The following is a 21415-nucleotide window of genomic DNA, read 5'->3' as shown; positions in this document are numbered from 1 at the left end:
GTGGGGAGGGGAGGGCAAAACATCAATAGGTCAAAGGATGTTTTTTTGATGGTATGCTCGTAGTACATTGAAAATTATATGAGAAAAAATAGATCCATCATATGGTTGGCCACAGCCTCGGCATCATTTAAAGGTAGCACAGGGCAATCTGTCGGATAGTTTGGGTCATCACTCACCACGGCTAATAGGGGGGTGGGGATATCGATGGGGTCGATCTCTATGCCCTGCCGATGGACCAGGATTTTAGGAATATCTCCGGCTTTATACCCTTCCACCAGCACCAAGTCTGGATCATCCATATAGGGTAGAAGCTGTCGGGGATCTGGCTGCTCAGAGCTGGGGTGCTCCCGGACCTGAAACCAGGAGCTGGGACCTGCATAAAAGACACTCTCAGCACCTGCACGACGAAAGCGATCACTATCTTTACCCGGTATATCTGGGCTGGCCTTATGGTGGCCATATTTAATGACACTGACCACATAACCCCGTTGAGACAAAATATGGGTGATCTGCTCAATAAGGGTGGTTTTTCCGGTGCCGCTCGGGGCAAAAAACCCAATAACAGGGGTATCCATATGCTTAGCCACCACTGACGGGTGGGAAAAAAGCAACTTCATCACTATCTTTAACGGGATCTTCAGCTCGAGCATGGGTTTGGTTCACGGCCACTTGCACATGTCCGCCAGCCAAGGCCTCTGCATAGGGGGCGCCTAAATCCTGAAGGTGGGCCAGTAGCGTACCCACGGTTGTCACATTCTCAGGCAGGGGCAGCTGTGTGGCAGGCATGCCGACCTTATCTTTAACCGATGCAAAAAAAAGCAGATGAGCCATAGCGTGGTTTATCCTTAACCGTATCGTATTCTGATCTTATTGGTCTGGTTGCTCAGATCAGCGGGGTTGTCGTAAGATTTAGGTGCCATTTTGGGCCTGAAATTCCAATAAAGCCCATTTTCTACCCGTTCATCTGCCCTGACCGCCGCTAAAAGTCCACAGCGAACTTAAAGGTCGCTGCATCACCAGAGAGTTGGTCGGGCATTCGGTCCCGACGTAGCTCAAGTGACAGGGCGCTGTTGGGGAAGAGGTTCATACGAACCCCTGCCAAAAAACGATCTTCGGGTAAATCGCCATCCAGTGGTACACCACTGCCCTGGTAGCCCAGCGCAAAAGTGGTGGCAATACCACCCCATGCATGACGATAACCGAGCTCTGTGTTCCACGCACTTGGGCGTAACCCGGTTAGATGTGATGTTTGGTCGGAGACGCGGTTGGCTGTGGTGACATACTCGCCCAACATGGTAAGAGCACCCATATTAAAAATACCATGGGCACTAACACCTTGAAGATCCAATAGATCATCAGCCCGTTGTAACTGCATATTATTGGTGTACCGTACACCAACATCCATAGAGAAGGCCCCTTCATTAAGCATATAGCCCATATGGGCTGTATAGCTGTTGGGTAGGCTCAAACGGCTATGGGGGGTGCCCGCATACAGTCCACCGTATAGGCCCTCATCTGCTCTTAAACCTAGTGCTAGGCCTTGTGCAGGTAAGGTCGCCATTTCACCGGTTAGGCTCATGCTGTCCCAGTGGCTGGCTGTCGCGGCAAAGGGGCGTACTTTGCGTCCCATCTCCATATATAGATGTGGCGCTTCACCATAGCTCAGTCGTAACGTCTGATGGGTTGTTACCTTAACCTCATCCCCATCCTGAATGATCTGAGGGGTCAACATGGGTTGGGCGTGCAGACCGGGCGGTGGGCTCTCGTCATGGGGTTTTACAAAACGCTGAGTGGGATCTTGATGCGTTTTAAGTTGGTTGGCCACGGCTTTGGGGTTGGCGATTATGCTTTTATCCTGAGACTGTGCCAGTGCAGGGGATAGCATAAGCAAGAGGGTGCTACTTGCCATAACATGGATAAACTTCATCTGCTTTAAATGGTGCGGCGTGGCCTTCATAAGCGTCTGCTTGAGTACATGAATGACGAGAAATCCCAATATTCGCAGTATAGTCGGGCCTAGAGAGAAAGTCCATTTTAAGGGCGTAGGCCGGTTTGTAAAAACCAAGGCATGTTTTAACTTAAAACCAAGTGTGCTTTTTTTCTCTGCTTTATTGTTCGACAGCTAATAAAGGTTAACCCAATGGCTTATCCCTGTGATGCCTGCCGTAAACAGATCCGTTTAGGACGTTATGCCAAACCTCATGGTGCACTTCAGCTTAAAGCAGACAAACCTGTGCGCTTTGTTAAACGTTCTGAAACCTGGGTATGTCAAACCTGTGGGGCTCTCTTGCATGCACCAGATACCGCACATCAATCTCACTGGATGATTACAGGCTGTTACTAAAAAAAGTGCTTAAAAAGTGATCGTAAGTAGCTGTTTTTCTAGATGTTGGTGAAGTCACATTTTGATACAGAGTAATAACTTATATAATATAAGCCGTGAATATAAGCATAAATCTAAAATATAGTAAGAAAAAGTAAGGTTCAAATTGTGTTGTGTTGGGTTGTGCAGGAAGTGTTTAAAAAATAGCCTTTATGTTGCCCAATATAAGGGCTTAATGGATAAAAAATATCATATTGCTAAAAAAATGTTAGATGTGCTAATCATGATCTAATAAAGAAAAGCATCCTGTATTTATAGGTAGTTGCGACAGTTTAATCGACTGCTTGTCAAGGGGACCTGCTCACAGTGTGTTCAATATGTGAGCAGCCAGGATGCTTAATAACTCCCCGTTGTTTCCCCTCAGATCTGTGAGTCTGTTTCCATGAAAATTCAACATAAACTGATCATTGGTGCGCTTTTATTAGGTACCTTGCCTTTGCTTATTTCCTCAGCTTGGATTGGCTGGGTAGGGGTTGATACAGGTCGTCAGGCTTTAAGTGATGTCGCCCAGCAAAAGTTAATTTCTGTACGTGAAACCAGCCGCCGTAGCATTGAGCGCTATCTTCATTTGTTGGAAGATCAGGTAAAAACCTATTCCAGCGATGGCATGGTGATTGATGCCATGGCAGACTTTAACGCAGGCTATGCGCGTATTGTCGATCAAACGGCCCAAGGTGATGTGGCCCATCAGAAAAAGCAAATTCTCGCCTACTATGATGCACAGTTTGGTGCCCGCTACCAAAACCGTAACAGTGGCGGTAAGCCCAATATGCAGCATTTGGTCAACCAGTTAACGCCAAATTCTGTTGCCCTGCAGTACCAATATATCGCCAATAATCCTCACCCACTGGGTGAAAAAGATACCCTGAAAGTGGTTGAGTCCGACAACAGTGACTATGGAAAAGCCCATAAAAAATTCCATAGCCATTTTCGGGATTATCTCAAAACGTTTGATTACTACGATATCTTTCTTGTCGAGCCAGAGCAGGGACGTATTGTCTACTCGGTATTTAAAGAGCTGGATTATGCAACCTCCTTGAACAGCGGCCCTTATGCCAACAGTGGTTTGGGCAAAGTGTTTAAAAAGGCGGTGTCTCTGACGGAACGTGACGCCGTGGTCTTTGAAGATTTTTCTCCCTACTTTCCCTCTTATGAAGATCCCGCCGCTTTTATTGCCTCCCCGATCTTTTCTGATGAAGGTAAAAAGTTGGGTGTGTTGGTTTTTCAAATGCCCATTGATCGGATTAATGCGGTCATGACCTTTGGCGGGCAGTGGAAGAGTAGTGGCATGGGGGATTCCGGCGAGAGTTATCTGGTTGGGCCAGATACACGTATGCGTAGTATGAGCCGGTTTTTAATTGAGGATAAAAAGGGCTATCTCGATGCACTTAAAACAAGCGGTATAGAGCGCAGCCTACTGGATAAAATTGATAAAAAAGAGACCAGTATTGGTCTGCAGCCGGTAGCTGGGGATAGTTCCCGTAAAGCCCTGGCCGGTCAAAGTGGTTTCCATATTATTGATGATTACCGCGGGGTGCCTGTCTTTTCAGCCTACGCACCCATTGAGTTTGGGGGTGTCCGGTGGGGTTTGATCAGTGAAATTGATGAAGCCGAAGCTCTGGCGACCGTTGCCGTGTTGCAAAAGAATATGCTCTTTAGCTCGGTGACCACGGTATTGATCATGTTCCTGGTGGCAGCTATAGCAGGCTGGTTGCTGGCCAAAGGTATGATCAAGCCTTTGAAGGCGATCAACCAAGCGCTAGGGCGTTTGATCAATGGTGATCTGAATGCACGTATGGATGTACCCAATGCAGAGGATGAAATTCGGGGTATTGCTCTAAATTTGAATGAGCTGGGTGCCCACTTAAGCTACACCACCAAAGCCATTACCATGCACTCAGGCAGTATGGCGGCCTGCTCTGGCGAACTGCTGAACATTCGTCAGCTGGTACGCCAGGATTCAGGGAATGCCCATACTGTTGTTGAGAGTGTGACCGCAGAAAACCGGAACTTGGCTGCAGATATTATTCAGGTTCAAACTGGTGTTCAGGAGATTCATCAACGCTTAGGTTCAATATCAGGCGCGGCTGTGCAGCTGACAAGCAGTATTGATCATATTGCACAGGCTGCTGAAGAGAGCAGTCACAACATCAATACGGTAGCCTCTGCAGCGGAGGAGATTACGGCAAATATTGGTGGGGTTAATGATAACTTGGCTCAAGTGAATGACTCGACCCAATCTGTCTCTGGTTCCATGACAGAGTTGCGCAACTCTATTAGTGAGATCCGTGAGCGGTGTAGCCGTACAACGGGTGAATCTCAATCGGCCCGTGATCATGCCGAATCCGCCTCTACAACCATGGCGGAGCTGTCTCAAGCTGCACAAGAGATTGGTAAGGTTGTGGATGTTATTAACAATATTGCCGACCAAACCAACATGCTGGCGCTCAATGCTTCCATTGAAGCGGCGGGTGCAGGGGAGGCAGGTAAAGGTTTTGCTGTGGTGGCCAATGAGGTGAAAGAGCTGGCCAGTCAGACCAGTGAAGCCACCCAAACCATCTCTCAGCAGATTCATGATATCCAAGCGCGAACAGGGCAGGCTTCCAATGCCAATAAGGCCATCCATGATGCCATTGAGCGTATCAACGATGGTAATATGGAGATCGCCTCATCAGTCGATCAGCAGGGGCATACCATTGACCATGTGGCCAATGAGATTGATGCAGTGGTACAGGCCACAGGTGTCGTGACCCATAGCGCGGCAGAGCTCAATGAGGCCGCCAATGAAATTGCCCGTTCTGCTTTGGAGTCGGCCAACAGTGCCTCTACCATTATGTCTGCCAGTCAACAAGGGGCGGATGCCAGCCGAGAAGTGGCGGAGAGTGCCAAACAATCCTACGACTATGCCAACGAGATCCAAAGTTTGACCAACCATACCCAAGAGGTGACCGAAGTGGTCGCCAAGCGGATGGATGAGGCCTCAGATACCGTACGCTTTATGCAAGGCTCCAGCCGTCAATTTGATCACTTGGGCGATACACTGCGTAATATGAGCAATGCTCTGTTCATGACACAGTTGGAGATGAGTACTGGGACGCCCTCTTTTGATGTGCGTCGCTTTAAGTCAGGGTATCTGGCTTGGCAGTCGGCATTGGAAAAAGCTGTTGATGGTCGTGAACCCTTTGATGCCGATTATTGGTTTGATCCCCGTAATCTGGAGACCATGAACTATCTGAACGACCCCAAACGCAGCAACTCAGAGCCCAAACGCCAACTGTTGCAAAACCATGAGCAGCTGATCACCTATAGTAAAACGGTGTTAGCCTCAACCGAAAATAGCGATACCTCAGGGGCAACCAAGGCGTTGGAGCAGTTTATTGAGGGGTGTGGTGCAGCCTTTACTCAGATGGATGCTCTGTACTTGGGCCGCGAGGGTGAAGAGCGTGATGCACAGCCCTTCTTCCCTTGGAGAGATAGTCTCAGCGTTGGTGTAGCCCAGTTTGACCAGGAGCATCAACGTTTGATTGATCTGATTAACCAGATTCAATCCGGTCTGAAAAGGCGCATGCCCCAAGAGCAGCTTTCTCAGTTGATCACCGAACTGGCAAGCTTTACAGATACCCACTTCTCACGGGAAGAGGGCATTATGAAAAAGCATGGTTATCCTGGTTTGGGTGAGCAGCAGGATGAGCACCGAGGTATGGTGGCCAAGCTACATGATCTGGCGAAGCAGCATGAAGAGGGTGAGTTTAGTGCCGCCATGGACCTTATGGGCTTTGCCCGAGCTTGGCTCACGGAACACATTCTGGAAACAGATATGCGCTACAAACCGTTCTTTGCTGAGCGTGGTGTAAAGTAACGCGCTAAGTTTATAGAGAAGAAGAGGCCCTGCTGACAATCAGCAGGGCTTTTTTTGTGCCACAGCAGGGGCATGTTTACGTTCTACCCAAAGGATAACCAGCAGCGCGACCCCATTGAATAAGGCAAAGCCACCAATAAGCGGGATAAGGGTACCATTAAAGGCTTGTCCTAAGCCCGTTCCCAGAGAAACGGCAATAAAGGAGGAAAAAGCACCGACAACACTGGAGGCCACGCCAGCCATATGCCCCATAGGCTCCAGGGCTAAAGCGGTGACATTGCCCATAAGTATGCCAATACAGAAAAATGCAATGAGTGCCCAAACCATCATGCCACCAAGGGGCAGTGGGTTGCCGCTCATCAGTAGGTAGAGCAGCACCAGGGTGGAGAGCCCGCTAAGGGTCATCAGGGCAAGTTGGCTGAGATACCGCATGCCCCAATGCATCACCAATTGGGCATTGGCCACACTGGCCAGGCCCACAGAGAGTGCCAACCCGCCAAAGTAGTAGGGAAAGTGACTACCCAGGGCGTAGTGGTTTTGCAAAATCTGTTGAGAGGAAACCAAATAGCCCACAAAAGCCCCAAAAATAAGACCGTTTGCAATGGTATAGCCCAGGGTGGCGGGGTGTGTGCTGGCCTCTTTAAACATCTGCCAGAGGTTGTGCCAAGAGAGCTCTCGCCGATATTCAGGGTGTAAGGTCTCGGGCTGACGCCAACCAAACCAGCACAGTACAACCAGTGAGAGTAAGAGCAGCAGGCCAAAAATCATGCGCCAGTGGGCCACCATGAGAATCCACTGGCCAAGGGTTGGTGCCAGTACAGGTACAAGAATAAAGACGGACATGATCATGGACATAATGCGGGCCATTTGACGCCCAGCATAGATATCCCTGACCAGGGCTGTGGCAATGGTTCTAGGGCTTGCTGCACCTAAACCTTGTAGAAAACGCCCCAGTAGCATGGCTTGAAAATTTTCAGCGTATAAAGAAAGTACAGACCCCACCATAAAGATCAACAACCCAATAAAAATCATGGGTCGACGTCCGGTACTGTCGGAGAGCGGTCCATAAAAAAGCTGACCAACGGCAAAACCCATGAATAAGATAGAGATGATGAGCTGGTTCTGTTTGGCACCTTGCGTACCGAGCGCTTGGCCCATGACTTCCAGCGCTGGAAGCATGGCGTCAATAGAGAGCGCAACCAGGGAGATCATAAGGGCCAGCATGGGGATAAACTCCCCATTGGATAGGGCTGAAGGGGAGGGGGGAGCCTCTGACATGGTGATCTTTCTGGCACGTTTGGTGACGTGCGAATGGGGCCAGGTAATGGAAAAAACTAAGCTTTTTAGGCCAAAGCGGCGTTTAACAGACGGTTAGCTATCTTTGTCTTTTTTAAGGGTAAAGCCCCGATGCAGCAGCCCGTCAGTGCCGCATCGGGGCTTTGTTTCCCTAGAAATAACGGGCCAACTCCACTTGGAACATGGTGTCACGTCGGCGGCTGTAGAGTAGGTCTGACGGGTCTAAATTCAGGTTACTCCAGCCATCCACCGATATTTTCCAATCCTGGCCAATGCGACGGCTGGCCTCCATGGTCAGGTAGACGGCCTGACTGTCCATATCGGTAATGGCCCCCGCCAGGAACTCTGTAGATTGGGTGTCGTTCAGGGTTAACCGTGCACCGACCATGAGATCATTTTGAAATGGGGATAGGCTGTTATCATTCTGCTCTTCCCATAGGTACTCTGCAATAAGTCCCAGGTCAGCATCACTTTGCATGAGACCAACCAGGGTATATTCAAAGCCACCCACAGCCGCGAGACTGCGCCCTTGCATATCATCACGACTAACCGCCTCAAGCTTCCATAGCCAAGCTTCTGTTGTCGCTTGTAGCTCCAAGCCTGTCTGTTCCAGCTTGTAGTAGTAGGGGTAGAGAACCGTTTCGCCATTGGTGTCGGTCTTACTTAACAGGGCAGGTTCCCGCCCGGTGCCTGAAAAATGGCTTAGGGCAACATCCCAGATATCAAAAGTATGGCTGTAGCGGATGGCAAAATCTTGATTCCACATCTGAGCGGCGGATTCATACACCGCATCCTCATGTTTAATGCGCAGAGGGTAACCCGGCCGACCTTTCCAACCCGGTAGGGTACGCTCCCTGAACAGGGGCATCCAAAAGAGGTTAAGGCTACCCCAGTCACGCATTACGCCCACAGAGAGCATGGGTTGCCCCAGCTTATCCTCACCATCGGTACCTTCGACCGCATCAGTTTGGTTAATGATATCAACCAAATGGCGAGACTCGGTCACACCCCAATAGATTTTATTCAGACCAACGCTGACTTCCCAGTCATCATCATCCAAATGGGAAAAAGCCAGCTCCCGAAAATCAATATGGTTGCGGTGATCATCCCGAGTATCCAAACGGATATAGGGGGTGACGCGGAACTGTTTCCGCCCCTCATCCCACTCTCGGAAATACTCCCCTTCTGCACTAAATGAGGGGTAGAGCCCCTCTTGTGCGCGCCGCAACGGGGATTCTGGGAAAAGACGCAGCTCCCCTGCAACATAACCGGACCACTCACTACGAACATCATCCTCGGCAAAGATTGGGGTGCTGAAGAGGGCACACCCCAAAGCCGTGGCAGCGGCTAGTAGGGTGTGCAGGGGGTATGTGGGAAGCATGGTTTTCATGGTTACCGAGCCCGCTTTAGACCATTCTTATGAAAATCACGGTCTTTAAAACCATTTTTGAAGGTATAGCCAATCCACTGAAGTTCTGTCTTCTTATGGGTTTGGTGGTTGACCATCAGCATGACGTCGGGGCGCCAATATTGACCAATGTACTGCTGGTACCCTTTGAACGATTGTGTTTTTAGTTTGCTGTTTTTGCGATCGTAGTAGATCACTTGGTTAGGCTGATAGCGTTCTTTGTCTAACCACAGTTCCTGACGGGTGTAGCCTGAGTGTGTATAGGCGGGGCGTCGTTCAATCACCCAGCTATCCCGGCCATCAATGACTTCATCCCGTAGGTAGTTGTAGGTGTATTTGGCAACCTCTTGAGAGCCTAAATCCTCAAAGGCAAACTCACTGCCCATGAAGGGACCTGATTTGTTCTTGGAGCTAATGCGCTTAACCCGCTTAAGGCGTGGTAGGTACATCCACTGATCATCCGGTTTTACCGCATGGGTGTGGGTCAGCATAGCGGTCCCTTTGATGGTTGAGGGGGTATCGAAAAGAGACAGGGATTTATCCCCATCATTTTCTACCTCTTTCATCTTCATCCGGATGGTACGGGTGCTGGTTTTGCCCAAACGATCGGTCAAGGTCATTTTCATTTGTGCCGTTAGGTCCACGTAACCGTAATCGCGTTTGTCGGCCTCATCAATCAGGCGGAGCCCCTTCTCCTGGCTGGTTTCAGCCTGAGCCGTTAAAGGTGCAAAAGCCGGTAAGCAGAGCAGGCTGCCGATGAGTAGACGTTGGAAAAAAGTGTTACGCATGATCGTTCCCTTCCAATTTAATCAGTAGAGCAGGCAGCAGTAGAAAATCGATAATCAAGGCGATGGCAATGGCCATAGCTGTCATTAGGCCCATCTCAGCATTGAGTTTGAAATCTGACATGGTCAAAACCATAAAGCCGGCAACCAGAACCAGTGTGGTGACCCATAGGGCGGTACCAACCGTTGAAAAGGCATAGCGTACAGCCTCTTCAGCCGTGTGCCCATGTTCCCGGCGTGCCCGTAGATACTTACTTAAAAAGTGCACAGTATCATCCACGATAATGCCCAGCGTCATCCCAGTGACCACCGATAAAGCCAAGCCTACCTGTCCGTTAACCATGCCCCACAGGCCAAAGGCAATACCGGCGGGAACCAGGTTGGGGATCAGGCTAAGCAAACCAATTTTAAGGGAACGCAAGGCCAGAATGAGCGACAGTGAGATCAAGAACAGCGCGATTGTGGTACCCCCCAGCATACTGACGATGTTGCGTTTACCAATGTGGGCAAACATTACCGTGGGGCTGGCGCCTTCAACGATCATCTCACGGGGCCAGTTGTGCTGCATCCAGTTGCGCACACGATCCGCAAAACCAATGACATCGTTGGAGCTAATGCTCTTCATGGTGACGGTCAGGCGGGTCTTGCGTTTATCCACATTAATTTGGTTGTTCAGGTCCAACCCATAGGGGAGCGACATCTCATACAGCAAGAGATACTGTGCCGCCATATTCCGATCGTCTGGTAGTCGATACCAATCAGGATTATCCCCATGCATGTTTTTATTCAACCGTTTGAAGATATCCGTAATGGTGCTGACATGGGTTACCTCAGGTTGGGTGCGTAACCAATTGGCCATTTTCTCAATATTGGTGAGGAAGGCAGGATCAGAAATGCCTGAGCTTTCCCCTGAGTCGATGGAATAACCGATGTTGTAGATACCCGTTAGGTTCTCCACGGTGTAGTCGGTTGCATTACGGAAGTCGACGTTTTTGCTGAAATATTTTACAAACTCATCGTTCAGCTGGTTGCTGGGGATAAAGGCAATGAAGAGAATAGCCAGTGAAGACATACCATACAGCAGCCCTGTGCGTTTGCTGATAACCCAGTCGGCCAAAATTTCCATCATATGGCTGGTACGGGGCTTTTTACGGTGAGGCTTAACCGGTACCAGAGATAGAAAGATGGGTAAAAAGGTGACGGAGTAGACAAAGGCTGCAAGGACCCCCATGGATACAATGTTACCCAGATCACGGAAGGGCGGGGCATCACTGAAGTTCATGCTCAAAAAGCCAATGGCTGTGGTCACGCTGGTCAAAAGAATGGGGGAGAAGTTAATGCGCAGAGCTTCAATAATCGCCTCATTCTTCTCTTTAAACTTATAGCCATAGACCACAAAAAAGCTGACCAATAGGTGTACAGCATCCGCGACACCCATGGTTAAAATAATGGTCGGTGCACTGGCGCTTGGTCCGGTTAAAACAATACCTGCCCAGCCAGCTAACCCCATACCGGTGGCGATGGAAAACAGAATAACCAGTACGGTCCCTACGGTGGCCCAAGGGGAGTGTAGAAGAAGAAGAAAGGTCACCACCACCACCCCAAACATAATGGGGATAAGCGTGCTCATATCCTTTTTGGATAATTCAGGAAATGAGTTGTTCATCATGACCATGCCGGTTAGGTGTACCTGCATATCTGGGTGGGCTGTACGCAGTTCATCCGCCATGTTACGAACAAAGGCTGCCACTTCAGGCACGGCGGTTTGGGTGTTGTCATCTGGCAGCTGTACGGTGATATTGACCGCCGTTACCGTACCCTCTGTATTAATAAGCCTGCTCACCAATAGGGGTTCTGTGGTGGCAATCTCTTTAATGGTTTTCCACTCTTGGGGGGAGAGTGCGCTGGGCGCTTCAACCAGATCGCCCACGGCTAGATCATCCTCTTCAACCCAGGTGTGCTGGTAGTTGCTTAAGGAGTCTACGCGAATAGAGTAGGGGATCTGCCACGATTTCTCGGTAAGATCCTGAACAATACTCATGGTCTTTTCATTAAAGACCTGCCCCGACTTGGGGGTGAGTACAAACATCACATTATCATCTTTGGTGTAGCTGTTTTGTAGCTCATCAAAGGCGATTAATTGAGGATTATCTTCCCCAAAAAAGATGCGATAATCAGTATCAAACTGTAAAAAACGTACCCCCGACGCCGCTACCAGCATGGTGATCAGTACCAAGAAGATAACTGAAAATCGATAGCGCATCAGCCAATTGGCATAATGACGGATCATGGGTGAAACTCCTTCTTCATCTATCGGATGAACCTTGTTCGGTCGGTTCTAAACTTTTAACAAATGCAAATAGTTGATTAAGGCAACGATGCATGATGTCGGTATCCTGCGTTGCCTTTAAGACGCTCTCACACCCTTCACGGGCGGCAAAGATAAAGAGAGAAGCATCATCAGCCTGAATATCGCTACGTATGTTCCCAGCCCGTTGGCCTTGGCGAATTTGCTCTGCCATCGTCTCCATTCCCCACCGGTAGAGGGCATCGACCCGGGTACGGAAATCTTCGTCGATGGGGGACATCTCTTCTGCCAGTTTGGCGACGGGACAGCCCAGCTCAATAAAAGAGGCCCCGCGGTTGGCCAGAAATACCTCATGGGCATGGATAAAGCCCTCTACAAAGCTATCTTTGGCATCGAGATAGAGGTTGAACTCTTCTTCAAAAATAGCGGGTAGTAATTCATCCACCACCGCCAACCCCAACGCTTTTTTGTTGGGAAAATGGTGATACATCGCCCCTTTTGTCATTTCTGCCCGCTCTAAAATGGCGGAGAGAGAAGCGGCTTGAAAGCCTTTACGATGGATCTCCTCCAGTGCGGCTTCCAGTAGTTTGCGGCGGGTTTTCTCTGGGTCACGAGCATCTGCCATGGCGTTACCTTAGTACTGAAATAGGTACATACAAACCGGTTGGTATGTTGATGGTGAGGTTACATACCAACCGGTTTGTATGCAAGCCAAAAATGGCACATTATCGGCTTTGTTTTGATTGGTTAGATTTTGTTCAAAGAGGGGATAATCGGTAAGCTGGGTTGTCTGTGTGTGTTGATTTAAAAAATAAAAACAAACTATTAGAGTCTTGCTCCAGGGATAAGTTGGCGAGCTTTAGCAAAGTCAAACTGGCCTAAAGCTTGTGCTAAGTCCGTGGCTAACTGGCCTTGCCCCTGGGTTTGAAGCTGGGGGGTGAGCTGTTTAATAAGATCTCTGGCCTGTAGATCATTGGCCTCTAAAAGTTGAATGAGCCTTTGCATCTCTTCTTCTAAATTCACCATTGGTGGTGGTGCCTGTGGTGGTCTCTCTTCAATAGCGGGCATGACGGCGCAGGTATCATGCATGCATTGTAGCAGTGTCTGCCACTGGGCTGAGATATCTGGTCCGGATACGCCTTCTGATTTTAAGGTTGTTTCCAGGGACTGAAGGGTTTGGGCAAGCTGTTTGAGGCTTAAATTTTGAGCAACACCTCGTAGTGCGTGGGCCGCTTGGAGTAAAGCCGGGGTATCCCGGTGCTGTTGAGCTTGGGTTAAGGGTGCAAAAAGCAGATCACACTCTTGGGCAAAACGTCCCAAACGGTTCATCAGTTGATGTAAATCGCCACCCAAGCGTGCATGTAGGTCAACTTTATCAACCAAAGCGATATTCGGTTGCCAGTTTTGCCACCGCTGTTGGGCGGCGGCATCTTGAATATGATCCGGGTCTTGCTCAGCGTGAGGTTCAGGCAGCCAACGCCGTAACATCATATACAAAGCTGATATGGAGATGGGCTTGACCAGGCAGTCATCCATACCCGCACGCATGCATTGTTGGCGATCTGCTGGGGTGCCATTGGCTGTCATGGCAATAATTGGAAGGTGCCCTGCTGGATGGTCGGGGCGGATCTGTCGTGTGGCTTCCAGGCCATCCATAAGGGGCATTTGCATATCCATAAGAATGCCATCAACGGGGTGTTTAACCCCTTCGTTTGCCATATAGCTGACCGCTTCAGCACCATTGTTTGCGGTGACCATCTCAATTTGAGCCTGCTGTAGTAGCTCTTTGACCATCTCCTGGTTTAAAAGATTATCCTCTGCAACCAGTAAGGTAAGCCCTGGCCATTGTGGAATGGTAAAGGATTGTTGGAGGGGTAACTCTTCAGGCACCAGGCAGGCATCGGTAATTTCAAAAGGGATGATACAACGGAAGTTGCTGCCTTGGCCGGGTTGACTCTCCACATGAATGGTTCCCCCCATTAATTTGGCTAAGCGCTTACTAATGGAAAGTCCAAGACCACTGCCCCCAAAGTTGCGTGTGGTGGAGATATCCCCTTGTACAAAGGGTTGAAACAGACGTTGCAGCTGCGCTTCATCCATACCAATACCACTGTCATGGACCTCAAACTCCAGCGTTTGGTGGGTTTGAGAGCCGTTGCCGTGGGTATGCATACCCAGCACAACTTTGCCCTGGTTGGTGAACTTAATGGCATTACTCACCAAATTGATAAGAATTTGCCTTAACCGTAACGGGTCCCCCAAGAGCAAGGGTGCAATGGTTCCTTCTGTCAGCGTATGAAAATGCAGTCCCTTCTGTTTGGCTTGGGGCTCAAGCATTTGTATTATTTGTTGGAGTTGTTCATGGGGTGAAAAGGGGATTTTTTCCAAAGTGAGCTGATCGGCATCAATCTTGGAGAAATCCAACACATCATTGATTAACCCCAACAGTGTACGGCTGGCGGTATGAATGGCTTGTAAATGTCGATCATGGGGTGCGGGCGGATGCTGGGTCAAACTCAACTCTGTAAAGCCCATAATGGCATTCATGGGGGTACGAATTTCATGGCTCATATTGGCTAAAAAGCGACCTTTAACCGCATTAGCCCGTTGGGCTTCGGCCGTTGCATGTTTAACCGCTTCTTGATCTTGTCGACGTTGCACCACCCGCCACACGCCCTGCACAAAGGGTTGTAAATTTTGTACATCGCTTGACTCATAGGCTGTATCACGGCCCCAGACCCCAATGAGTGCCATCACTTGTTGATCTTCGATCAGTGGCAGAATCATCGCTGGGGGTCGTTCATGGGCTTGGTGTAAGACCGGCTCTTGATGGGCGATAGCAAGCTGGCAGGGGGGGAAGTTATCTGGCCGGTAATCTCTGGCCTGATGATGAAGATCTCCCGCCTTAACATCAAACAGCCGGTCCTCACTAATGGCGGTGCGGTCATCGTGGATCCAAATAAAAAAGGCTTTTTGACTGGTTGTTAGGGTTGCAGCGCCCTCCAGGGCAAGATCAATGAGTGATGGACCCGGTGCATGGGCCATTTCATTTAACCGGAGCAGCCAGTGATTGACCAGTTCTTCACGGGCATGGATCTCCTGAATACGATGTTCACGGGTAATATCTTGAATGACAATATTTATTTTAACAGTTTCATCTTCTTGACGGTTGGGGTGTAACAGGGTTCGGAGCCAAAGTTTAGGCTGTCCAGGGCGCTGTATAGCCGCCACCATATCTCCTTTTAGACCGTTACGATGGGCAATGTCCAAAATGTGCTGCAGGCGGTCGCGGTCTTCAGGTTCATAGAGCTCTAATAAGGTCTGTAAATTATAAGGGGGGCTGTCAAAACTGGTTGTGAGATGTAAAAAGGCATCCGTGACCGAAAGTTTATCTTGAGTGGGAAACCAGGCACATCCACCAATACGGGCCATGCTCTGCACTTCGGATAAAAGAATACGCCGCTCTTCCGCTAAGGCAACGGTATCTTGCAAGGCTGCGGTACGCTGATCAACTTCATCTTTTAGGTGTTCATTAACCCGCAGTGTTCGGCCATGGGCGTGATTCAGTCGCCTTAACAGAAGATCCATCGCTCTAGCCAAGGTACCAATTTCATCCGTTCGTTTTTGGTGGGGGATCAAGCCACCCTCTTGAGATTTTGCCAAAGCACGTGCGGTATCGGTTAAGTCCCGTAAAGGTGCTGAAAGTCGGTAGGTCATCCAGGCGGTTAACAGTGTGAGCAAGAGCACCAGCAGTACCACCGCCAGGGTCAGATCTTTGGCCAGCAGATCGGTATGAATGGCGATGATGCTGCGTACCGCCTCTCCAATCACAATAACAGGCGGGGCCAGACGTTGAGGATCCAGGTGGATTAACTGGCCAATGACAACCTTATGTTGAGTCGGCAGGTGAATAATAAAAGGGTCCCCCTCTTTAAGTGCACCAAATGAGGGCCACTCAACATCCTTGTAGTCCTGGAATAGGCCGGGTTTACCATGCTGTTCCAGGGTAAACATGCGTATGGCCTCAGGATGGTAGAGATAATCTCCACGGGGGTTGATCAGACGGACAGAAACTTGGGCATCTAAGCTCTTAAAACGGCTGACAATACGGTTAAAGTCCAGGTTGATAACCATGACCGCTTCCACCTTGCCCGAAGCGGCGTATATAGGGGTGGAAATACGCATGACTGGGCGGATGGGATACTCAATCTTGCCATGTTCACGGTTTAGTTCAATGGGGGAGAAGTAGTGTTCACCCTTGGCCAGCTTTAGCGCTTTTTTTAGGTAAGTACGCTCCCCTTTTTGTTGCATTAAAACCGCTGGAAGGGAGGTGATCTGCCCCTGCTTATTCCGTTGAACACGTATCCGCTCCCAACCCTCCTTCGAGTTTTCGATCAAACGCACCTGGGCATAGGCAGGGCGGTTGCGCATCATTGCCACCATCTGCTTAGCGACAGTACCTTGGGCTGGTTCAAGCTGGGGCTGAAGCACGTAGTTTTGGACGGCTGGACTATGGACCAATTGATCAACATCTTGCCGCATTTGGGTAAAGTAGTTGCGTAAGAACCGAATTTCACTAGAGACTCGGTTCATAACCATTTGTGCTGTCTGAGCTTCAAGTAAAGATCGGGATTGTTGAAAGCCGTAGGATGCAATCACTGTGATACCCCCACCCATAAGAATGAGTGCGTAAATGGCGTACCGAACGGGCAGTGAAAGCTGTAGCATCAGAAATTCCTAATGAACGGCATCAAGGCAGGGAAGGTTGGCTTTCAAATAACGGGTTTTAAAATATCCCCTGCATAACCCCTCCATTTGGAGGTGTATTGAACACTTTATCGATATATGAGTAATTTGAACCTGTTTAGCTTACGCGCTTTTATAAAAAGTGACAATTCTTTTGTAACGAATGTTACATTTCGAAAAGCCGACAAAAAGGCTCTGTCACCGTTTTTGTCGGCTTAAGTATTTTAGAGCGTGTCGAGGTAGAGTCGATCCAGGCGGGTGAATAGATCTCGTCGCAGTTCATTGAACCGTTTTAACCCCTGTTCAGCCCCCTCTGGGTTGAACTCATTCATCATTTGAACCACTTCACGGGCTGTTTCATGCACTTTTTGGTGTGGATCGGCAATCTCGATAAAGAGTGGGTTATCCCCCAGTTTGGCCTGACCATCACTGTAATACCATTGGCCAAAAGCACACTCTTGGGATGTTGCAACATCTTCAGGGTTAATATGACTTCTACCACGGATGACGCCGACCAACTTGCCCAGCCAAGCAATGTGGGCTTTTTTGACCATTTGAATATCCATGGGGGGCTGGCCAATATTAAAGGCTTCGGAAGCCTTGTTAAGATCTTCGCAAGACTCATCACTCAATTCGCTGAGCATGCTGGCATGGGCAATGGCACCATCTAGGAAATTGGCAAAATCCATGGACTGCAGCATCTTCTTTTGTACATTGGCCGAGGCTTCATAGATCTCACCCGAGTTGTCTTTAATCACCTGTAAGCGTTCTGAGGCTTCACTACTGTTGCGGGCAACCTCTTCGGCACTTTGAGCGACATTGGAGGCTGAGGCGGCAATTTCGTTGGTTCCAGCGGCGGCTTCCAGCGCAGCTCGAGCTACTTCGGAAGAGGCAGACTCAAGCTCCAGAGCGTTGCGCCCAACCTCTTCACCCGCAATGGTGACATTGTGCATGGAGTCGTTGATCTGAGCGACAGATCCTGTTTGTTCTTCAACTGCTTCAGTGATTTGAGCCGTGGTTTCACTGATCTGCTGGATCATCTCATTAACATCAAGCGTGACCGATGCAGCCTGTTGGGTGTTGGTTTGGATCTCTAAGGTTTTTTGTTCAATCAGCTTGGTTGCATCTGCGGTCTGTTTGGCCAGATCCTTAACCTCATTGGCAACCACAGCAAAACCAGCCCCTGCTTCTCCCGCACCTGCGGCCTCAATAGAGGCGTTTAAAGCCAGCATATTGGTCTGGTCGGCAATGGTTTTGATCAAACCCACCACCTTCACAATCTCGCGGGCCGATAGGGTTAACGCTTCCATGGTGGATTGGGTCTGCTGGGTAAACTGCTGCGCCTCTTTGGATTTGTGATCGGCATCGACACAGCGTTTCCGTACTTGATCCAGGGAGAGATTTAACTCATCCAAAGCGCCTGAGACACTACCGACGGAGTGATTAACCTGTTCCAAACTGGTATTGACGGCCGTAATGTTGCCGGTCATTTGTTCGGCAGCGGCAGCCATGGTATTCACATTTTGACTGGCTTGCTCAGAGGCCGCAGCAATAGAGGAAACATTCCCAGAAAGGTCATCGGCGGTTTGGGTTAAGGTGATCATGTTGGTATCAGCCTGCTCCAAATCACTACGCAGTGCATGGGTCATCTGATCAATACCATCATTAATGGAAACAACCTCTTTGGCGAGCCCGTAGCTCTCCCCGGAATCTCTTTTTAGCTCCTCTTGCGCCTCTTTTTGTTCCTGCACCGTAGCCCGCATGGTCAAGGATTGAAGTTTCAAAGAGGCGGCCATCTGAAAAAGATCCCGACTCATTTGCATCACATATTGCGCAAGAGAGTCTGGCTTGGCGCCTTTAAAGATAATTTGTCTGGTGAGGTCTCCTTGCCCCAAACGTTCTAGGACTTGATTAAGCTCTACGGGGTCTGCCCCCAGCTTATCCATAATGGTGCGGGCGATCAGGCTGCCTGTGATTAAAATCAATACAATGGACAGTATAAAGATGATGACAGTATGCGTAACCAGGTTTGAGATCGTATGGCCAGATTCATCCAGGGCAGTCAGCATGCCATTAACATACTTTGTTTCCAGCCCTATAAGGCTTTTTTCCAGGTTCTCTGCCCGGGCATCTACATCACTCATCATGCTGTTGCCTAAGGCCGGGCCGCTCTCTACATAGCCCTTGGCCATCTCTCTCGCTTTGGCATAGTAGGCATCAAAAGTCTGGTCTAGTTTATCCAGTGTGGCTACAGAGCTGCGGTCATGTTCCAGTCGTTTTCGGAATTGATGAAGGAGCTTTTTAAACTGGCTGGCATGATTGGCGGCTTCATCAAAGCCATCATCCAGTCCGTTTAAACCTCGTGTGGCTGAGATATCTGTCAGCCAAAGGTTAACCTGCGCAACCTCATACTTCATCTGTAGGGAGAGCTGGTTTAACGGTACATGTTGGGTTTGTACCGTGAGAATTTTCTGCTGGGAGGTGTTGCTGCTATTCCAAATAAGAACCGCCGTACCGAGCATGGTCAACGTCGGAAGGAGAATCAACAGCTTGATGAGCGATTTGAATCGCCATTTCTGAAAAGATAACACCGTACGATCCTTATATTTGCGCTGGTCTGGTCGGACTAGGCAATGGGGAAGGGCAATGCGCTATACCATTTGATCAGAGATGATATAAAACACCGCAGTTGTAGCATATTCCCGCATTAAACCCAAGAACCCCTCGGGTCCATAAATGGGGTATGTCGTATTTATCTGTAGCAGGTAAGCTTTGCCTGTAGCTGGAGACAATACGCCCTCTCAAAGGGTATTTTTTGCAGTGCATAGAACCGGCCAATCTTGGCATTTTCACCAAAAAAATTGAGATATATCAATATCTCAAAAAAAGGCCGTTAAGTTTTCCCTATGCTCTCCTTGAGTTATCGGTTTTTTCCTCTGTGGTGATCACTATAAAAGCGTTTGCTGGAACGGATCTTGAAGATCGTATGCAACAACAGGTCGCATCTGTGCAGGTGAGCGATTGTGCTTTTTTGGGTGGCAAAGGAGAGTTTTTATGCGTCATGCCGCAGTTTTAGGAGGTAGTGTAGCCCTGATGTGGTTGGTCAGTGCCCTAATGATTTTAGGGTGGCAAGGGCTAAGTCAGGATATGGGGTGGGTTGTGAGTATTTTTGCTCTACTGTTCGCCTCGGGCACCCTTATGCATTTTTTGATCGGCTTTATGGGTGGCCAGTGGGATGGCTTTGATGAAGCCATGGAGCAACCTTCCCGTATTATGTCGCAGCTGAGAAGTCATTAAAGCTGAGCCATGCCCGTTTGCTTGGTATAAAGAGACAGTCAACCTTGGTTGTCTCTTTCTTCTAACCGAGAAAGTTGGTTTGTCTATATCAAAAAGGGATCTCCACCTTGTGTGAGATCCCTTTTGATAAAGTCACGCAAAGCACCGCGTTAATAGTCTGCCAGTAAATTTACCTCAGGTGTAAATTGATACCCAACCCCATGGACCGTAATTAACAGTTTGGGGTCGCGTGCATCCTCTTCCAGTTTTCGTCTTAAGCGGTTAACCATGACATCAATGGTCCGATCGTTAGGGCTCCACTCCCGATTACTCACCGCATCGAGTAGTTGATCGCGGCTTTGTGCACGACCTGCACGGTTTAAAAAAGCCAACAGTAAGCGGAACTCGCCATTGGTCAGGTCAACTTCTTGCCCATTATCATGGCGTACTTGGCGGGCCGCATGAAAAAGTGTCCAGTTGTCGAACTGGAAATTTCCCATCTCATCGAGCTCTTTACTGCTGTTGGCGTAGCGTTTAATCAGATCAACGCGCCGCAACAAACTTTTTACCCGCGCCAGTAATTCCCTTTCATTAAAAGGCTTAACCACATAATCATCTGCACCAAGCTCCAAGCCGACAATACGATCCACATCATCGGTACGGGATGAGACTAAAATAATGCCCAGCTCTTCAGACTCAGCTCTTAGGTCCTGGGTAATGCTTAAACCATCTTTTCCTGGCAGGTTGATATCTAGCAGCACCAAATCAACACGGCCCCCTTTAAGGGCTCTTTGCATGCTTTTGGCATCTTCTGCGGTATGTGTCCGATAACCTGCTTTTTTAAAGTATCCCGATAGAAGCGTGCGGGTCACACTGTCATCTTCAACAATCAATATTTCATGGCGTGCGTGCATGGTTATCCTGCTATCGAGAGAAAGTTTGGGTTTTTTTTGTTTTTTTCTCGCGCGTACTTATTTGAGAATTTTAACACATAAAACCTTAAGTGTTTGAAACTATGTGTATTGAAGATCTCTTTTTTTATCTACACTAACATGCAGACCAGGACATTGCTTGGTATTTACATCTCGTTAACATTTTTTCGATAAATGTTAACAGAGGGGCGTAATCTTATTTACATTAGGGGGGTATGATCTAAACCCATGGAGAGATGGTATGAAAAACAAACCATAGAGCCAGTAGCGGGCAAGGCCGTACTTTAGTTGGAATATACATGGAATTTACCATGTCCAGCTCAAGGTCGGGGAGGCGATAGCACTTGCTTGGCGATATTAATCCCCACTTGGATTTTATCAAGATAAAAAGCCCTGTAGCGTAAGCTGCAGGGCTTTTATTA

At 48.9% G+C, this 21415-nt stretch carries 14 protein-coding genes and 2 pseudogenes; 5 read left to right on the top strand and 11 right to left on the bottom strand.

Annotated features, from left to right (window positions below; genetic code table 11):
* Window positions 1-74: 74 nt before the first annotated feature.
* From mobB to V5T57_RS14035, 3 genes are all read right to left on the bottom strand, one after another.
* Window positions 75-575, bottom strand: coding sequence for a molybdopterin-guanine dinucleotide biosynthesis protein B (gene mobB, locus V5T57_RS14045; RefSeq protein ID WP_332891867.1), 501 nt, complete (start codon window positions 573-575; stop codon window positions 75-77).
* Between the two features lie 4 nt (window positions 576-579).
* Window positions 580-831 carry a molybdopterin converting factor subunit 1 gene (gene moaD / locus V5T57_RS14040; protein ID WP_332891866.1) on the bottom strand — a complete coding sequence of 84 codons (252 nt, stop codon included), beginning with the start codon at window positions 829-831 and terminating at the stop codon, window positions 580-582.
* A gap of 148 nt (window positions 832-979) precedes the next feature.
* The gene (locus V5T57_RS14035; protein WP_332891865.1) at window positions 980-1957 is read right to left on the bottom strand and encodes an LbtU family siderophore porin; all 978 of its coding nucleotides are present in this window, start codon (window positions 1955-1957) and stop codon (window positions 980-982) included.
* Between the two features lie 183 nt (window positions 1958-2140).
* Between V5T57_RS14035 and V5T57_RS14030 the strand changes: the two genes are divergently transcribed.
* The 4 genes and pseudogenes from V5T57_RS14030 (at window position 2141) to V5T57_RS20965 (ending at window position 6242) form a co-directional block, all read left to right on the top strand.
* Window positions 2141-2344 (top strand): hypothetical protein, encoded by a 204-nt coding sequence (locus V5T57_RS14030; protein WP_332891864.1) that lies wholly within the window; start codon window positions 2141-2143, stop codon window positions 2342-2344.
* Window positions 2345-2765: 421 nt separating this feature from the next.
* Window positions 2766-4001 (top strand): annotated as a pseudogene (locus tag V5T57_RS21090) (cache domain-containing protein); the annotation flags it as partial.
* A gap of 30 nt (window positions 4002-4031) precedes the next feature.
* Window positions 4032-5126 (top strand): annotated as a pseudogene (locus V5T57_RS21085) (methyl-accepting chemotaxis protein); the annotation flags it as partial.
* 90 nt (window positions 5127-5216) lie between these two features.
* Window positions 5217-6242 carry a bacteriohemerythrin gene (locus tag V5T57_RS20965; RefSeq protein WP_442918217.1) on the top strand — a complete coding sequence of 342 codons (1026 nt, stop codon included), beginning with the start codon at window positions 5217-5219 and terminating at the stop codon, window positions 6240-6242.
* A gap of 39 nt (window positions 6243-6281) precedes the next feature.
* Here V5T57_RS20965 and V5T57_RS14020 read toward each other — a convergent pair whose 3' ends face one another.
* The 7 genes from V5T57_RS14020 to V5T57_RS13990 form a co-directional block, all read right to left on the bottom strand.
* Window positions 6282-7520, bottom strand: a complete 1239-nt coding sequence (locus tag V5T57_RS14020; protein ID WP_332891862.1) for a multidrug effflux MFS transporter — start codon at window positions 7518-7520, stop codon at window positions 6282-6284.
* Window positions 7521-7689: 169 nt separating this feature from the next.
* Window positions 7690-8928 carry a hypothetical protein gene (locus tag V5T57_RS14015; protein ID WP_332891861.1) on the bottom strand — a complete coding sequence of 413 codons (1239 nt, stop codon included), beginning with the start codon at window positions 8926-8928 and terminating at the stop codon, window positions 7690-7692.
* Between the two features lie 2 nt (window positions 8929-8930).
* On the bottom strand, window positions 8931-9734 hold the full coding sequence (locus V5T57_RS14010) for an outer membrane lipoprotein-sorting protein (RefSeq protein WP_332891860.1): 804 nt from the start codon (window positions 9732-9734) through the stop codon (window positions 8931-8933).
* Window positions 9727-12021 carry an efflux RND transporter permease subunit gene (locus V5T57_RS14005; RefSeq protein ID WP_332891859.1) on the bottom strand — a complete coding sequence of 765 codons (2295 nt, stop codon included), beginning with the start codon at window positions 12019-12021 and terminating at the stop codon, window positions 9727-9729. The genes V5T57_RS14010 and V5T57_RS14005 overlap by 8 nt, the downstream gene beginning before the upstream one ends.
* A 16-nt stretch (window positions 12022-12037) precedes the next feature.
* Window positions 12038-12664: a TetR family transcriptional regulator gene (locus V5T57_RS14000; RefSeq protein WP_332891858.1), complete on the bottom strand. Its 627-nt coding sequence runs from the start codon at window positions 12662-12664 to the stop codon at window positions 12038-12040.
* A 200-nt stretch (window positions 12665-12864) separates the two neighbouring features.
* Window positions 12865-16767 (bottom strand): ATP-binding protein, encoded by a 3903-nt coding sequence (locus V5T57_RS13995; protein WP_332891857.1) that lies wholly within the window; start codon window positions 16765-16767, stop codon window positions 12865-12867.
* Window positions 16768-17009: 242 nt separating this feature from the next.
* Window positions 17010-19376 (bottom strand): methyl-accepting chemotaxis protein, encoded by a 2367-nt coding sequence (locus V5T57_RS13990; protein WP_332891856.1) that lies wholly within the window; start codon window positions 19374-19376, stop codon window positions 17010-17012.
* A gap of 463 nt (window positions 19377-19839) precedes the next feature.
* On the opposite strand from V5T57_RS13990, the gene V5T57_RS13985 reads away from it, so the two are divergent.
* The gene (locus V5T57_RS13985) at window positions 19840-20082 is read left to right on the top strand and encodes a hypothetical protein (protein WP_332891855.1); all 243 of its coding nucleotides are present in this window, start codon (window positions 19840-19842) and stop codon (window positions 20080-20082) included.
* A 149-nt stretch (window positions 20083-20231) separates the two neighbouring features.
* Here the strand turns inward: V5T57_RS13985 and V5T57_RS13980 are convergent, their stop codons facing one another.
* On the bottom strand, window positions 20232-20975 hold the full coding sequence (locus V5T57_RS13980) for a response regulator (RefSeq protein ID WP_332891854.1): 744 nt from the start codon (window positions 20973-20975) through the stop codon (window positions 20232-20234).
* Window positions 20976-21415 lie beyond the last annotated feature (440 nt).

It is taken from the genome of Magnetococcus sp. PR-3 (assembly GCF_036689865.1).
Classification (GTDB): domain Bacteria; phylum Pseudomonadota; class Magnetococcia; order Magnetococcales; family Magnetococcaceae; genus Magnetococcus.
Note: the sequence above shows the minus strand (reverse complement) of the source record. Positions and strands in the feature narration are given on the sequence as shown.